The sequence below is a fragment of the Veillonella intestinalis genome (assembly GCF_943193155.1).
Classification (GTDB): domain Bacteria; phylum Bacillota; class Negativicutes; order Veillonellales; family Veillonellaceae; genus Veillonella_A; species Veillonella_A intestinalis.
On record NZ_CALPDB010000001.1, the window covers coordinates 203,054 to 220,087 of the forward strand.

14 protein-coding genes are annotated in these 17,034 nt (G+C 37.9%); 13 read left to right on the forward strand and 1 reads right to left on the reverse strand.

Annotated elements, in window-relative coordinates:
- Positions 1-81 precede the first annotated feature (81 nt).
- The 11 genes from rplS to NFR44_RS00965 all read left to right on the forward strand — a co-directional run bounded on the left by rplS (position 82) and on the right by NFR44_RS00965 (position 12,850).
- On the forward strand, positions 82-423 hold the full coding sequence (rplS, locus tag NFR44_RS00915; protein ID WP_115309782.1) for a 50S ribosomal protein L19: 342 nt from the start codon (positions 82-84) through the stop codon (positions 421-423).
- Positions 424-832: 409 nt separating this feature from the next.
- Positions 833-1,753 carry a ribosome biogenesis GTPase YlqF gene (gene ylqF / locus NFR44_RS00920; RefSeq protein ID WP_251440143.1) on the forward strand — a complete coding sequence of 307 codons (921 nt, stop codon included), beginning with the start codon at positions 833-835 and terminating at the stop codon, positions 1,751-1,753.
- Positions 1,740-2,549, forward strand: a complete 810-nt coding sequence (gene rnhB / locus NFR44_RS00925; RefSeq protein WP_251440145.1) for a ribonuclease HII — start codon at positions 1,740-1,742, stop codon at positions 2,547-2,549. The genes ylqF and rnhB overlap by 14 nt, the downstream gene beginning before the upstream one ends.
- A gap of 422 nt (positions 2,550-2,971) precedes the next feature.
- Positions 2,972-3,325, forward strand: a complete 354-nt coding sequence (locus tag NFR44_RS00930) for a YraN family protein (protein WP_251440146.1) — start codon at positions 2,972-2,974, stop codon at positions 3,323-3,325.
- A gap of 66 nt (positions 3,326-3,391) precedes the next feature.
- Entirely contained in the window at positions 3,392-4,927 is a 1,536-nt protein-coding gene (locus tag NFR44_RS00935; protein WP_251440149.1) for a YifB family Mg chelatase-like AAA ATPase, read from the forward strand.
- A gap of 159 nt (positions 4,928-5,086) precedes the next feature.
- Positions 5,087-6,235 (forward strand): DNA-processing protein DprA, encoded by a 1,149-nt coding sequence (dprA, locus tag NFR44_RS00940; protein ID WP_251440152.1) that lies wholly within the window; start codon positions 5,087-5,089, stop codon positions 6,233-6,235.
- Positions 6,225-8,696 carry a type I DNA topoisomerase gene (gene topA / locus NFR44_RS00945; RefSeq protein ID WP_251440155.1) on the forward strand — a complete coding sequence of 824 codons (2,472 nt, stop codon included), beginning with the start codon at positions 6,225-6,227 and terminating at the stop codon, positions 8,694-8,696. Before dprA ends, topA begins: the two co-directional genes overlap by 11 nt.
- A gap of 16 nt (positions 8,697-8,712) precedes the next feature.
- Complete coding sequence (gene trmFO / locus NFR44_RS00950; RefSeq protein WP_251440158.1) at positions 8,713-10,023, forward strand: methylenetetrahydrofolate--tRNA-(uracil(54)-C(5))-methyltransferase (FADH(2)-oxidizing) TrmFO; 1,311 nt, start codon at positions 8,713-8,715, stop codon at positions 10,021-10,023.
- Position 10,024: 1 nt separating this feature from the next.
- On the forward strand, positions 10,025-10,567 hold the full coding sequence (gene hslV / locus NFR44_RS00955) for an ATP-dependent protease subunit HslV (protein ID WP_251440160.1): 543 nt from the start codon (positions 10,025-10,027) through the stop codon (positions 10,565-10,567).
- An 18-nt stretch (positions 10,568-10,585) separates the two neighbouring features.
- Complete coding sequence (hslU, locus tag NFR44_RS00960) at positions 10,586-11,989, forward strand: ATP-dependent protease ATPase subunit HslU (RefSeq protein ID WP_251440165.1); 1,404 nt, start codon at positions 10,586-10,588, stop codon at positions 11,987-11,989.
- 303 nt (positions 11,990-12,292) lie between these two features.
- Positions 12,293-12,850, forward strand: a complete 558-nt coding sequence (locus tag NFR44_RS00965) for a ferric reductase-like transmembrane domain-containing protein (RefSeq protein WP_251440168.1) — start codon at positions 12,293-12,295, stop codon at positions 12,848-12,850.
- A gap of 317 nt (positions 12,851-13,167) precedes the next feature.
- On the opposite strand, the gene lgt is transcribed toward NFR44_RS00965, so the two are convergent.
- The gene (gene lgt / locus NFR44_RS00970; RefSeq protein ID WP_251440171.1) at positions 13,168-14,094 is read right to left on the reverse strand and encodes a prolipoprotein diacylglyceryl transferase; all 927 of its coding nucleotides are present in this window, start codon (positions 14,092-14,094) and stop codon (positions 13,168-13,170) included.
- A 136-nt stretch (positions 14,095-14,230) separates the two neighbouring features.
- Between lgt and pheA the strand changes: the two genes are divergently transcribed.
- On the forward strand, positions 14,231-15,088 hold the full coding sequence (gene pheA / locus NFR44_RS00975) for a prephenate dehydratase (RefSeq protein ID WP_251440174.1): 858 nt from the start codon (positions 14,231-14,233) through the stop codon (positions 15,086-15,088).
- 74 nt (positions 15,089-15,162) lie between these two features.
- Positions 15,163-16,941, forward strand: coding sequence for a glycosyl hydrolase family 18 protein (locus NFR44_RS00980; RefSeq protein WP_251440177.1), 1,779 nt, complete (start codon positions 15,163-15,165; stop codon positions 16,939-16,941).
- Positions 16,942-17,034: the final 93 nt, after the last annotated feature.

Consider the following 17,034-nt stretch of genomic DNA (forward strand, 5'->3'; position numbering starts at 1 on the left):
ATAAAATAGTAACGTTAATTTGAGATAGTCCGCTGCCTATGAGGTATGGGTAAGAATGTCTACAATAAGGAGGAAATAAAAGTGAACATTATTAACGTACTTGAGCAAGAACAACTTCGTGCAGACATTCCTGCATTCCGCGCTGGTGACACCGTTCGTGTACACGTAAAGGTTGTCGAAGGTAGCCGTGAACGTATCCAGGTTTTTGAAGGCTTGGTTATCAACCGTCAAGGTGGTAGCGTTCGAGAAACTTTCACTGTTCGTCGTATTGCTTCTGGTGTGGGTGTAGAACGTACATTCCCACTTCACAGCCCACGTTTGGCTAAAATCGAAGTTATGCGTCGTGGTGTTGTTCGTCGTGCTAAATTGTACTACTTACGTAATCTCACTGGTAAAGCTGCGCGTATTCGCGAAAAACGCTAATTACAAAGATAGAGGGCTGCCTATGGCAGCCCTTTATTTTTTGCTATAATGAAGATATAAGTATTGAATGAAATGGTTAATAAAATTATTGCCTGAATTATTGTCTGAAATTATTGCTTAAATTCATTGAGTGAATTTATTTTGTATGAGTAAATAAAAAAGTGCTGTATGAGTGAATAAAATTATTAGTCTAAAATACATTCATATATTTTTTATATAAATTTACTTAAAATTAACGAATTGCATAATTTTAGATTTTGTTGAAAAATAGAGATAATTTTGACGACATTTTACTGAAGGACAGGTAAAATATATAAATTATTATTAAAGAGTAAGTGAATCATTAGTAGTATAATTACAGACTGTATGTATATATTTAAGGTAAAGATAAACGATTGGAGGCGTAGTAATGGCAGATACGAAACAAGATATATTTCCCGTAGTGCATTGGTTTCCAGGGCATATGGCGAAAGCCACGCGCATGATAAAGGAATATGTAAAAAAGGTTGACGTAGTCATTGAGTTATTGGACGCTCGTATTCCACGGAGTAGTGCGAATCCAGTAATCAGTGAGGTTGTTGGTGAAAAGCCTCATATTATTGTATTAAATAAAGCAGATTTAGCAGATCCTAAAGAAACGAAGGCTTGGACTGAATATTTTACTGAACAAGGTATGACAGTATTGGCTATTGACTCTAAGTCTGGTAAAGGCAATAAACAGCTTGTGAAGGCTGTAGAGCGCCTTTCTCAGCCTATTATTGATAAGTGGTTAAAAAAAGGCATTCGCAGTCGCTCCGTTCGTACGATTATTTTAGGGATTCCTAATGTAGGTAAATCCACTTTGATAAATAAATTAGCTGGCGCAGCTGCAACTCGAACGGCGGATAAGCCTGGGCATACACGAGGACAGCAATGGGTAAAAATTGGTAAAAACTTAGAGTTACTAGATACACCTGGTGTTTTGTGGCCTAAATTAGAGGATCAGCGGGCTGCAGCTCGTCTAGCTATGACTGGTGCCATTTCAGATGATGTATATGATTTAGAATCAGTCATGAAGCAGTTATTGCGTCAAGTAAAAGAAAATAATCCGGCACTACTAGCTGAACGATATAAACTTAAACCAGAAGAATTGGAAGATACTGAGCAGTTATTAGAATCTATTGGACGTCGCCGTGGTTGTTTGGTTAGTGGTGGCATTGTTGATTTAGATAAGGCCCGTCGAATTGTATTGGCGGATTACCGTAATCAAAAATTAGGTAATTTAACCTTGGATGGGGTCTTGGAAGAACCCGTTGTAATTGAGGATACTGTAGAGAATGACGAAAAATGAGTTTGAACAGTTAAAAGTAAAAGATATTAAGGCCTTATTAGAATCAAATCGATTCGAATTTGATGTATTATTATGGGCGCAAGAAGATAGTCGTTCATCAGTTCGTAAATTAGCTAGTGCTTATGTGATGCGTCAAAAGAAAAAACTGTTAGAGGTACAGCGCTTAGAAGCTTTATATACCTATGAAGCCAGTTTTTATGAAGAAGGTATTTATGAAGTAGCTGGTGTTGATGAAGTAGGCCGTGGTCCTATTGCAGGGCCAGTCACTGTGGCGGCGGTTATTTTGCCACCCCATACACATATTGCTGGACTTAATGATTCGAAAAAGATTGCGCCTCATAAACGAGAGTTAATTTATGATGAAATTATGGCTCAAGCCGTAGCTGTTAGTTGTATTTCGTATAGTCCTGAAAAAATTGATGAACTTAATATTTATCGTGCTACTCGAGAAGCTATGTATGAAGCGATTAGGACATTGAAAGTACCCGCTAAAGCAGTACTAGTAGATGCTATGCCATTGCCTGATTTAACGATTCCTGTAGAATCTTTAGTAAAAGGTGATATGAAAAGTGCGTCCATAGCGGCGGCCTCTATTATTGCTAAAGTAACACGAGATCGGTATATGGAGTCGTTAGAAGCAGAGTATCCTGGTTATGGTTTTGCCATACATAAAGGATATTATACCCCGCTTCATCGAGAGGCTTTAGAACAGCAGGGTGTGACACCACTGCACCGTAAGAGTTTTGAACCGATTAAAAGTATGGTAGGTTTTACCTATCCTAGTGATAATAAATAGTGAATAGTAGATAGCAAGAGTACATAACAAATACTAAATAACAAGTAGTACATAATAAATACTAAGTAACAAGTAGTAAATAATAAATAATAAGTAGAATGATGCTTATAGAACCAGTCCAGTAGGGCTGGTTTTTATATTGTCTATTTTGCTAGAGGGTAAATAGGGCAAAGATAAAATAAATAGTATTTATTATGTATAAATATTCTTAGATATAAAGAACGAATAAAAAAATTTTGTCAAGTTTTAATAAGGAGGTTAGTTAGAAAATATAAGGAATATTAGCAGTTTCCTATCTTTACAGAATAAAAACAAACTGATATTGTAAATACTTAATAGAGTATATTTAAACAATAAGAGTCAAGTGTAAAAAGGGAATTCTTAAATAGAACCAAATAAACTCTTAGATAGGGGTGTATACGTTGACAACATTAGAGTTGGGGCAGTTTGGGGAACAGGTTGCTGTAGAATATTTATTACATCACAATTATACTTTGGTAGGTCGCAATATTCGTACACATTGTGGTGAAATCGATATTATTGTAAACGATGAAGACACTTTAGTCGCTGTAGAAGTAAAAACGCGCCGCACGCAACAATATGGTTTACCTTGTGAAGCCGTTAACATAGGTAAACAGCGTCATATACGGCAAAGTATGCTTTTATATATGGCTATGCATAATATGGCGAATAGGAAAGTTCGTTTTGATGTGGTGGAAGTATATGTGGTAGCTGATACAGTGCGGCATTTACGTCATTTAAAAGGGTGCTTTTAGTTTGCTTTAATTAATATAAGCGTATTCAATTGCCATAAAAATGTACAGTAAAAGGAGTGTAGTAGGATGTATGCGAAAACAAAGGGGATAGTTCTATGGGGATTGCAAAGTGAAATTGTAACAGTAGAAGTAGATATTGCGGCGGGCTTGCCCTGTTTTGAAATTGTAGGATTACCAAATGCAGCTGTAAGAGAGGCGAAGGAGCGTGTAAGAGCAGCGATACGGAATGCAGGCTTTGATTTTCCTATGCGACGTATCGTTATTAATTTAGCGCCAGCGGATATTCGCAAAGATGGATCTGGTTTAGATTTAGCTATGGCTATGGGCATATTAATTGCTTCTCGTACCGTAAAAATAAAGAAGGCCGAATTAGAAACTTTGACCGAGACATCGCTTTTTATTGGTGAAGTTTCTTTAGAAGGAAAGATTAAAGGTGTTACAGGCGGTTTAGCTATGGCTATGGGGGCTCGTGCTAAGGGTATAACTACTCTATATACAGCGCCTAGTATTGGTAGTGAAGTGAAAAGCGGGTTTGGTGGCGATGTTATTGTTGCCAATACCCTGACTGAATTAGTAAATATGGTAACAGGAAAAACGCCCCTTTGTTTAGCCAATAAACACATGTATAGAGGGCAGGAAAAAGAATGTTTATCAGATTTTAAAGACGTGCAAGGGCAAGTAATAGCTAAAAAGGCATTAGAAATTGCGGCAGCTGGTGGACATCATGTATTATTATTAGGTTCGCCAGGTGCTGGTAAAACAATGTTAGCGCGAGCTATGCCTTCGATTTTGCCGCCATTATCAGAAGAAGAGCAGTTAGTGGTGAGTCAGATTTATAGCGTGGCAGGTTTATTACCAGTTGAAGGACTCATACAAGCACGGCCTTTTCGCAGTCCTCACCATACGATTACGCTAGCTGGCATGGCTGGCGGTGGCTCAATTCCAAAACCAGGAGAGTTAACACTTAGTCATAGTGGGGTCTTGTTTTTAGATGAAGCACCTGAATTTTCACGCACAGTCCTTGAAGTATTACGTCAGCCTTTAGAGGAAGGAGTTATTCACATTGCTAGAGCGAGAGGTAATTATACATTTCCCTGTCGATTTATTTTGTTAATGGCTATGAATCCCTGCCCTTGTGGGTGGTATCACAGCGGAGATGGTCATGTTTGTACTTGTACGCCTTGGCAACGTGAAAATTATATACGTCGTTTGTCTGGTCCCTTATTAGACCGAATCGACATGGTTATTGAAGTATCACGACCAAGATACGAAGAGTTTTGTGGTCATGTAGACAATGAATCGTCGGCTGTTATTAGAGACCGAGTCATACAGGCCAGACAATTTCATGAGTGGTGTTTGAAACAAAAGAATCTTTCAGGGGCTTTGTTAAATAGTGAGTTGTCACATAGTCAATTACTCAATGTTTGTGAATTAACTAGTGTAGGGGAAACGATGTTAGCTCAAGTTTTTCAACGATTACAAGTGAGTATCCGTAGTTATGATAAAATTTTGCGGGTGGCGAGAACTATTGCGGACTTACATGAATCGGTTAAAGTTGAAGCTGATTATATAGCAGAGGCTTTGAGTTACCGTATGAGCTAATTTAACTAGGTGCTTACATGAACTAATTCTGTTTACATGATTGCATAAGCTAATTCTGCTGAGGTGATTGTTATTTTAGCAGATATAAAGTTATTAATATAAGAAATAGATTATTATAGGGAATAAATTCGTATATATAGCTGTTTGAGGGAGTAAAAAATGGAAGATGAACGATTGATGTTGGCCGCCCTAGGTTCATTACCGAATGTAGGGAGTGTTACTTTAAAAGAAGTGTTAGGCTATTATAAAGATGCTCAGACTGTATGGGCGGTCATTCACCGAGATAAGGCAATTGATCCTAAGATTGCAGTGGCAACACGTTATAAGAATGCTTTAATAAAAGGTGTACTGGCAATTGATTTAGAGAGGTTAGCCCACCAAATGGAGCGCTATCATATGTCAGTGTTAGGAATTACAGATGAAACCTATCCAGACCAATTAAAAGAAATTTTTAACCCACCGCAAGTACTGTTTTACCGTGGTGATATTACGGCCCTACAAAACCCTAGACAAGTGGCTATGGTAGGAGCTCGTAACTGTACACCTTATGGTCGTAATGTGGCAACCGTCTTTGCTTCGCAATTGGTTCGCTATGGCATTACTATTGTTAGTGGCGGGGCTCGAGGTATCGATTCGTATGCCCATGAAGGGGCTTTAAAGGGAAAAGGAAGTACTATTGCCGTCATGGGCTGTGGTCTTGATCATTGTTATCCTCGTTGTAATGCTAAACTCTTTCATCAAATTGAAGAAAAGGGTGGTCTTTTATTATCCGAGTTTGGCCCAGGGGTAGCACCGCAGTCAGGACATTTTCCTATGCGTAATCGCATTATTAGTGGTATTGCCAAGGCCGTCGTAGTAGTGGAAGCTAAAGCTAGTAGCGGTTCATTGATCACGGCAGATATAGCTAACAATGAAGGCCGTGATGTATATACTGTGCCAGGTAATGTGTTGACAGATGACTTCGTGGGGAATCATTGGTTATTATCACAAGGGGCGACTTTACTAACAAAGGCGGAACAATTGCCTGATTTATACAACTGGAATACGAAAGATTTAGATATATCGCAAAAAATGGGTAGCCATAACGGCATGGGTGTGTTAAGCTTTACTTTGGAGGAGCGAAAGATTTTAGAATCATTATCAAATGCTCATGAAACATCATTAGAGACATTAGCTATGAAGACAAATCTTTCTGAAGGAGCACTTCATTTAAGTTTGTTAAACTTAGAACTTAAACAGTGTATTGAGCGTACTGCTTCAAAGGGATATATAATCTTGGAATACGGGAGGAATCAGTTTGTCCATTAAACGTTCCATTGTAATAGGAGAAAAAGAAGGGGCTAAAGCTACCACTAAAAAAGAAGAACGTCGCTTGGAAGGTAAAGTAGCTGTTTCAGCTAAGGGCAAAGCTAAGCCTGTTATGCAGGCTGTAGGCGATCTTGCTAAAACTATGCCACCACGGACGTATAATCCTGATGGTAAGACATTAGTTATCGTAGAATCACCAGCAAAATCAAAGACAATTGAAAAGTTTTTAGGTCCTGACTACATAGTTAAAGCAAGTATGGGGCATTTGCGAGATTTACCTAAAAGTCAATTAGGTATTGATATTGAAAATGGTTTCGTGCCACGATATTCTAATTTGGCTACTCGTAAGAAATTAATAGAAGAATTACAAGCTGAAGCCGACGAGTCAAAAGCTATTTTATTAGCTACTGACCCTGATAGAGAAGGGGAAGCTATTTCTTGGCATTTAGCGTATATTTTAAACGTAGATGAAGCGTCAAAATGTCGTATTACTTTTAATGAAATTACAAAGCATGCTGTTGCTGAAGCAATTTCAACGCCGCGTACGATTGATAAGAAAATGGTTGATGCACAGCAAGCACGACGTATGCTTGACCGCATTGTTGGCTATAAATTAAGTCCTTTATTGTGGAAGAAAATCTGTAAAGGTCTTAGTGCTGGTCGTGTGCAATCAGTGGCAGTACGACTAATTTGTGAGCGGGAACGAGAAATTCAAGCCTTCATTCCTGAGGAGTATTGGTCTATTGAGGGGCAATATGAGACAGCCAATAAAGAAAGTTTCATGGCTGAATTGACTCATAAAGGACAGGAAAAGATTACTATTCCTGATGAAACTACTGCATTAGCTATTCAGGCTGAGTTAGCCAAACAAACGGCGGAGGTTCTCATCGTTGATCGCCGCAAACGGTCACGGAAAGCGCCAGCTCCTTTTACAACATCTACATTACAGCAAGAAGGGGTACGCAAGCTTAATTTTGGGGCTAAGCGTACAATGATGATTGCGCAACATTTATACGAAGGTCTTGAAATTGGTGGGTATGGCCATGTAGGTTTAATTACTTATATGCGTACTGATTCGACTCGAATCGCGCAAGAAATGCAAAGTGCTGCGAAAGAGTATATTATTAGCCATTTTGGTAAAGAGTATTACCCAGCAAAACCTAATGTTTTTGGCACGAAAGAAAGTAGCCAAGATGCGCATGAAGCAATTCGACCTACGACTTTAGAATTACCGCCAAAAATGGTAGAGCCATTTTTGAGTAAAGATGAATTAAAATTATATACTTTAATTTGGAATCGTTTTATGGCGAGCCAAATGGCGCCACAACAATCGGAGATTGTAACGGCTCAATTAGCATGCGGAGACTATACTTTGCGAGCTTCTGGCAGTAAAGTTATCTTCAAAGGTTTTACTGAAGTTTATGAAGATACTAAAAAGGATGGGGAGGAGCCAAAATTAATCCCTAGTATGGAAGCGGGGCAAGTTGTGACAAATACAGCTGTTGATCCGCAGCAACATTTTACGCAACCACCAGCTCGTTATTCAGAAGCAAGCTTAATTAAAACGCTAGAAGAGCGTGGTATCGGACGTCCAAGTACATATGCGCCTATTATTGATACGATTATGACGCGTAATTATGTAGAGAAACAAGATAAACAGTTTATTCCAACTGAACTTGGTTTTGTAGTAGTGGATTTCTTAATTGAACATTTTGAAAAGTTCATTAATGTAGATTTTACTGTCCATTTAGAAAAAGATCTTGATGAAATTGCCAGTGGTGATGAAACCTATCAAGATGTTTTAAATGAGTTTTATTCTGTATTTGCTAAAGAGCTAGATGAAGCGAATGAAGTAGAACGGGTAAAAATTGCTGATGAACAAAGTGATGAAGTGTGCGATCTTTGTGGCAGTCCAATGGTGTATAAATTTGGCCGTTTTGGACGCTTCTTAGCATGCTCTAATTTCCCAGATTGTAAAAATACTAAACCGATTACTGTAAGTACTGGCGTGACCTGTCCAAAATGTAAAGAAGGGACCATTGTAGAACGTAAGTCTAAGCGTGGTCGTATTTTCTATGGTTGTGATCGTTATCCGGCTTGTGATTTTACGCTCTGGAATAAGCCAATTAATGAAACTTGTGAAACCTGTGGTAGCATTATGACAGAAAAAACATATAAAAATGGAACAACTAAGAAATTCTGTTCTAATGAAACCTGTCCAACACAGCCTAAAAAGCGAACTCGCAAGAAAAAAGCTGAAGAAGCTACTGTAGTTGATGAGTCAGTAACAACTCAAGCTACAACTCAAGCTGCAACAACTCAAGAAGCTACAACAACTCAAGAAGCTACAACAAGTAAAGAAAGTAAATCATTAAAAACAACTAAAACTAAAACATCTAAATCAAAAACATCTAAATCAAAAACATCTAAAACAAGAAAGACTTCTGATACAGAAGCATAATATAAAGGAGGCTATTGTGACTACATCGAAAGTTACGATTATTGGTGCAGGTTTGGCAGGCTCTGAAGCAGCGTGGCAATTAGCAAAACGCAATATTCCTGTTACCTTATATGAAATGCGGCCACAACGAACTTCGCCAGCTCATCATACGGAACAGTTTGCTGAATTGGTATGCAGTAACTCACTACGGGCTGGTAATATTGAAAATGCAGTGGGTCTTTTAAAAGAAGAAATGCGTCAACTTGATTCTATTATTATGGCTTGTGCTGATGCTACAGCGGTTCCAGCTGGTGGCGCACTGGCGGTTGATAGACATTTATTTAGTCAAATGGTAACTGAGCGTTTAACAAATCATCCTATGATTACGGTTGTACGTGAAGAAGTGACTGAATTACCTACTGATGGAATCGTTATCGTAGCGGCTGGGCCTTTAATGTCCGAAGCATTGGCTGAACAAGTAAAAGCAAAGACTGGCACTGGCGATTTCTATTTCTATGATGCGGCGGCTCCGATTGTGACCGCAGAGTCATTAAATTATGATAAAGTATTTGCTGCTTCGCGATATGATAAAGGGGATGCAGATTATTTAAATTGCCCTATGTCTGAAGAAGAATACAAGGTCTTTTGGGAGGCTTTAACAACGGCTGAAGTGGCAGAGTTAAAAGAATTTGAAAAAGAACAATATTTTGAAGGTTGTATGCCTGTAGAAATTATGGCTTCCCGTGGTATTGATACATTGCGCTATGGTCCCTTGAAGCCCGTTGGCTTAGTAGATAAACGGACTGGTGAAGAATCTTATGCAGTAGTACAACTTCGCAAAGAAAATAAAGAAGCTACTATGTTTAATTTAGTAGGCTTTCAAACCCATTTGAAATGGGGCGAACAAAAACGAGTATTTTCTATGATTCCAGGTTTAGAAAATGCTGAATTTGTTCGTTATGGTGTTATGCATCGTAATACATACATTAATTCACCTACACTATTGAATGAATTTTTCCAATTAAAAGTAGATCCATGTTTGTTCTTTGCTGGTCAGATGACAGGGGTAGAAGGCTATTTAGAGTCTGCCGCTTCAGGCTTAATGGCAGGTATTCAGGTAAGTCGTGTATTAGCTGGCAAAGAAGGAATTAGTTTCCCTAGAACAACAGCACTAGGTGGATTAAGTCACTATATTAGCGAATATGAAGGTTCTGACTTCCAACCAATGAATATTAATTTTGGTATAATGGAACCATGGCCTACTAAGGTCCGCAAGAAAAAAGAAAAAAATGGTCTTATTGCTCAACGGGCGTTAGAGACCTTAGCAACCCTTAAGGAGGACATTTAGAATGAGTGTAGAATTTCATGCCACTACCATATGCGCTGTAAAACGTAATGATGCAATTGCTATTGCTGGTGATGGACAAGTTACAATGGGGCAAAGTGTAGTTATGAAAAACACGGCCCAAAAAGTTCGTCGCCTATATAATGGTAAAGTGATTTCTGGTTTTGCTGGTTCTGTAGCTGATGCGTTTACTTTATTTGATAAATTTGAAGCTAAATTAAATCAGTATAATGGTCAGTTAGTGCGCAGTGCTGTTGAATTAGCTAAAGAATGGCGTAGTGATAAAATGTTGCGCAATTTAGAAGCCCTATTGTTAGTATCGGATGGCAAGACAATTTTATTGGTATCGGGTAATGGTGAAGTTATTGAGCCTGATGATGGAATTTGTGCTATTGGGTCTGGTGGTAATTATGCATTAGCGGCAGCGCGGGCATTAGCTAGTAATACGGATTTAAATGCTCGTGAAATTGCTGAAAAGGCATTGCATATTGCTGCTGATATTTGTGTATACACTAACCACAATGTTATCGTTGAAGAACTTAAATAAGATATAGGAGAGGATTGAATGGATAGTAACAATTTTACACCTCGCCAGATTGTGGCCGAGTTAGATAAATATGTTATTGGCCAAAAAGAAGCCAAAAAAATGGTAGCCATTGCTTTGCGTAATCGTTGGCGTGCTAAACAGTTACCAGAAGATGTACGTGAAGAATATACGCCAAAAAATATTCTCTTAATTGGCCCTACTGGGGTTGGTAAAACAGAATTGGCTCGTCGTATGGCTAAGTTGGTAAAAGCACCTTTTGTTAAGGTGGAAGCTACTAAATTCACAGAAGTTGGCTATGTAGGTCGTGATGTGGATCAAATGATTCGTGATTTAGTAGAAAATGCTGTTCGTATGGTCAAAGAAGAAATGATGGAAGGCCAGCAAGAAAAAGCAGAAGAATTAGCTAATAAGCGTTTATTACAAATTCTTTGGCCTAAAAAGGAAAATGAATCTTCTAAAAAGATGACAAATCCTTTAGAAATGCTATTTGCTAATCCTGATGAAACAAAAGAAGAAGAAAAGAAAGAGCCAGAAACGCCAGAAATGTCTGAGAAGCGGACTCAGTTCTACGAACAATTAAAAAACGGTCTTATGGATAGCCGTGAGATTGAAATTGAAGTAGAAGAGCAAGCGAAAGCTTTTGCTATGCCCTTAAACGGAGCTCCTGATAGTATGGGGACAGATATTTCAGAAATGTTTGGTAATTTATTGCCTAAGAAAAAGAAAAAACGTCATACTACGGTAGGACAAGCCCGTAAAATCTTCATCCAAGAAGAAGCACAAAAATTATTAGATATGGATGCTGTAAATGACCGTGCGGTTCAATTAACGGAACAAGAAGGTATAGTCTTCATTGACGAATTTGATAAAATAGCAGCTCGTAATGGACAATCAGGCCCTGATGTATCGCGTGAAGGGGTGCAACGAGATATTTTACCTATCGTAGAAGGGGCTACCGTTAATACTAAATATGGACCTATTAAAACGGAACATATTTTGTTTATTGCAGCAGGTGCTTTCCATGTGTCTAAACCATCTGATTTAATTCCTGAACTACAAGGTCGTTTCCCAATTCGGGTAGAATTAAACAGTCTTACACAAGAAGATTTTAAAGAAATCTTAACAACACCACAACAAGCCTTGTTAAAACAGTATCATATGTTGTTGAAAGCGGATAAAGTAACCATTCACTTTAAAGAAGAAGCTATTGATAAAATTGCTGAATTGGCATATCGCGTCAATAATGAAACAGAAGATATTGGGGCTCGTCGTTTGCATACAATTTTAGAAAAATTATTACAAGATATCTCCTTTAATGCGCCACCAGCAGAGGAAGTAGATGTAACTATTACAGCTGAAATGGTAGAAGAACGATTAGGAACTATTGTACAGGATGTAGATTTATCTAATTACATTTTATAATTGGGTAGGAATAAGAGTTTTATTTATAGTACAGTAGTAACTAGTCATTAATTGTCGGTTATTACCAGTTTTAAAAATCAAAATAAAAAGCAATCAGTATACCTAAAGTCTTTGGAAGGCTAAAGGATAATATTGATTGCTTTTTTATTATTAATATTGATTGAAAATAGGCTTGACTTTGAGTTAACTTCAAGCGGTAAGCTAATAGTAGTTCCTACAAAGGTTCAGTATGTATTGCGTTAACGTTGGAGGGCCTATTGTTGTTTTATTATGAAGAAAAAGAAGAAGTAGGGGGAGTTACAAATGAATTTAGCTCGTTATGGACAAACTTTAGTGGTAGCTATTTTACTTACTGTTGGGTTTGCCTTACCATTAATGCTATTTTTAAGTCAAGGCTTGGTGGAAACGACGTATAATTTACTCAGTTATGATATAGCGATTCTAGCCTATGTAGCCTGGTTAATAGCGCTTGTATTAATGAGCGGACTTAGCTATATAAATCAAATGACCTCGAAAGTTTGGCCAGGTTTTAGTTTGCATTTACATCGCCTATTGGGGCCATTGAGTGTATTGCTTGGTTTGATACACTATTATATGAGCTTCTCTATGCATGAGGAGATTGTATATACAGGCATAAGTGGCGGTATCATTGTAGTAGGTGCGATGGTAAGTATGATGACGTTACGTCCTTCCAAATTATGTCGATGGCTACATAGGGCCATTGTTCTTGGTATTTTACTTATTTGCTTACATGTTCATTTAATTATGCGCGTAGCTAATGTGACGCCTTTTATTCTGTCCTTCGATGCTTATACACTAATTGCTTTAACCGTTTATATAGGGAAATACTATAAGAAATAAATATAAAATAATATATAAGAGTCCATAGTAACTTAAGATTAGTAATCAGATGAATACTTTCATTTTAGGTAGTACCTTACAAAATTGTGCGTTCTTGTAAAAAAGATATACTTACTGAAAGGATAGTATTGATGAGTGATAAATACAAGCAATTTGTCGTATACATATATTTTGAGTCTATATTCTCACATTTTAAAAAGTAGTATGAATTAGCCCCTACTATTAGCTAAATAAATCTAATAGTAGGGGCATTTTATAAAGAAATCTTTATATGCTTTTAAGGTAATTACTATAGTATGCAATTTGGGAAGCCGTAGTTATTTTCGTTTAGTATGTTTCTTAGCTGTTGTAGTATCATTTTTATGATTATTAGTCGTTGTAGCATTATTTTTATGATTATTGGTAGTTTGTTTGGCTCTATTACTAGAAGTAGCTGCTTGGTCAGCGGCTTCATGGGCTAATAATACATGCTCATCATATTTACCTTTAATTTGTAAAATAATAAAGACGATAATGCCTACAATTATTACAGCTAAGCTTGTCATTTGTGCTGATTTTAGGCCCATAGTGAGATTAACATAGTCACCGCGCAAGAATTCTAGGAAGAAGCGAGCAGCTGAGTAAAGTACAGCATATAATACAAAAGTTTGGCCTTTTTTATGTTTAGTTGTATTGAATAGTAAAAGTATAACAAAAATTAAGATATCAATTTGGCCTTCCCAGATTTCGGCAGGCCAAAGGGGCTGAGCGCCATACGTTTTAAAGGCTAAGGTTGTTTCAGGATAGAGAATCCCAAAATTTCCGCCTGTAGGGTGGCCAAAGGCATCGCCATTCATAAGATTGGCCATGCGCCCTACGGATTGACCTAGAATGAGGGCTGGTGCAAAGATATCAGCAAATGCCCAAGGATCGATACCTTGTCGTTTTACATACCAAATGCCGACTAAGGTACCTAAAATAACACCACCTTGAATAGCCATGCCACCTTGCCAAACGAAGGGAATTTCTAGTAGATGATGTTGATAATAGTGCCAGTCAAAGAAAAAGACATCCCATAAACGGGCCCCTATAATGCCGGCAATGCCTGTATAAATGGCAAAATCCACCATGTGGACATGCCAGCCACGGCCATCCTTTTTTAACAAGAAATAACCAACGGCAGCGGCACAAAAAATGCCTAGCGATAAAAGTAGTCCGTAAGCTCGGACTGGAAAGTCACCGATATAGAATAAATACTGATGCATAGGAACCTCCTGTAATTAATATCTCTTTCATTATAACGGAGGTCTATTCTTATGACAATAAAAAGGGCATATGTTATAATAAAAATTATTGTATGAGTGGGGCTATGGCATTAGCGAGGCAAATTGGGAGGAGACGATGAATGTGAAAACGATATCTTTTTTAGGGCCTAGAGGGACCTTTACTGAAGAAGCACTACATCGTCTTTGTCAATGGCAAGGTTGGACTGTGTATACTGAGGCAGCTCATACTATCGAGGAAGCCATTGAAGAGGCTATGGGGAACAAGGTTGATTATGCTTTTGTTCCAGTAGAGAATTCATTAGGTGGTACGGTCTTGACGACGATGGATTACTTGGCAGACCATGAACATGTAGAAATTGTAGCAGAAATTAGTATGCCGATTCGTCATTATGTATGGGGGCTTCCTAAGGCGAATTTACAAAATTTAAAGGCTGTTTATTCGCATCCACAAGCATTACGACAGTGTAAGCACTTTTTAAAAGAAATACTGCCAGTGGCTCAGCATGTGACTACCTCTACGGCAGAGGGCGCACATATAGTGGCGTCTACAGGAGATATTTCATTAGGAGCTATTGGCGGTGAAGCTATGGGCGCGCAATATAAGCTCCTTAAATTGACCGATGAAGTACAAGATAATGCGTTTAATTTAACGCGTTTTATTTTAGTGAAGCCAAGTTATGAAATAGGCTTTGACAGTACTAAAGTTTCAGGTAAAGTATCGTTACAATGTGAACTAGATGGTCTTCGCCCTGGTTCTCTTTGGGAATGCCTTGGTATTTTTGCTAAACGACAAATTAATTTAGTTAAAATAGAATCTCGTCCTACAAAAGGGCGCTTAGGAGATTATAAATTTTTCTTAGATTTACAAATTGCCCACAATGGGTCTCAAATTGAGGAAGCGCTAGAAGAACTAAGGTCTTTAGCAACTTCTTTACAATTATTGGGGACCTATGATACATATCATGTGGAGTAAACTACCATTATTTTAAAGTTGTTTTTAACTATAAAGTAAGTTAGATAATGGTAGATAGAATGAAAGGATGTACTATGAAATATAAGATGTTACGTGCTTTAGTCATTGCTTCATTAGCTATTGGAGTTACTACGGTAGACGCCGCTGATGTGGTTGTAACTAAAGAATGTTCTAATGTGGTCGCCACTAAAGAGGGCACTGATGTAGTTACTATTAAAGAAGATACTAATGTGGTTGTAACTAAAGAAAGCACTGATGTAGTTTCTACAAAAGAAGGTCGTAATGCAGTTGTTACAAAGGAAGCCACCCCTGCGGTTACATCAAAAGATAAAACAAAGGTAGTTGTGACGAAAGATAGCACGACTGCTAATAGTGGTACTTTCAGTGCAGTAAATACGAAGCCTATTTTATTGCGCACATTATATGGGCAAGTATCACCAACAGAGGAATTGGCTATACAGGATGGTAAGCATCTTTATGTGCCACTAGCGATTTATAAGCAAGTAAATCTAAATCCAATAAATTCTGAAAAAGGGCAACCATATGTACAACTACCTGTACCACGGCGAGCTGGAGATATGTTATATGCTGGTGATACACGGCAAGGACAGCGCAAGATTCAGTTAGCAACCACTACGCTAGACGGGCAGTTATATGTTGATATGAATAGTATTTCACCGGCTATTGGTGTGATGGCGACTAAGACGAAACAGGGGATTGAACTATCGGCGCCATTAGGTTCTATGCCTTTAGGAGAGCGGAAAGAAATTCAGGGTCCTGTGGCTTGGGTCTTTGATCCTTTTGTTACTACTGCATATGAAGGGCCATTGGCTAAAAAGAGTACGTCCATAATATCTCCAACTTGGTTTGACATTAGTGAAAAAGGATTAACAGTAAAGCCTAATATTCAATTAGCGTATGTAAATCAATACAAGGATCAAAAATATCGTGTATGGCCTTTAGTGACAAATACATTCAATCCTGATTTTACAAGCCGAATACTGAATAATGAAAAATCTTGGTCGCTCATTGGTGATGATTTAGTTCTCTATGCATTAACCTATGGCTATGATGGCTATAATTTAGATTTTGAAAATATTCATTATAAAGATAAAACTAATTTGACAAGTTTTGTGTCCTATTTAGTGAAACGTTTACATGAGGCCAATCTTTTTGTTTCTATGGATGTAACAGGCTATTCAGATAGTGAGAATTGGTCGCTTGTATATGATCGTAAGCATTTAGGTGAATTACTAGATTATGTCGTTCTTATGGCTTATGATGAGACTCCGGCAGGGAGTAAAATAGCAGGTCCAGTTGCGTCGTATCCTTGGGTTAAAGAAAATGCAACGGCTATAACTCGTGAAATATCTCCTGAAAAATTGGTACTGGGGATTCCATATTATATGCGTATTTGGGAGAAAACAATCTCTGTAGATGCTAATGGTAAGGTTCATTATGGGCCAGCAAAGAGTCGTACGCTGCCGATGGCTGAAGCAGAAGCTCTTAAAACAAAATATAATGATCGTGTTACTTGGGACGATGAGTTAAAGGTAAATTATCTTCGTTTTGGCAATGATAATTTAGGTGAAATGTTAATTGCGTATGCCGAAACTGGTCGTGAGCCACGGATAGCTGGCGGTTTACGTAATAAAAAATCAACAATTTCTGAAGTTTGGTTTGAAGATGAAATGTCTATGCAGTATAAATTAAATTTAATCCCTGAACTTAAACTAGCAGGCTTTGCCGCGTGGCGCAAAGGGTTTGAAACACCAGAGTTCCGTCAGTATATGGCAAAAGAGTTTACAGCAACGAAAACTAAAAAAATAGACAAACCTAAGGGAAAGAAATAGATAAACCTAAAGGAAAGAAATAGGATAAGGCAGAGTGACTATATTCTCATATTGACGGTAGTTGACAATTAGTAATATAATTAAATTTAAGAC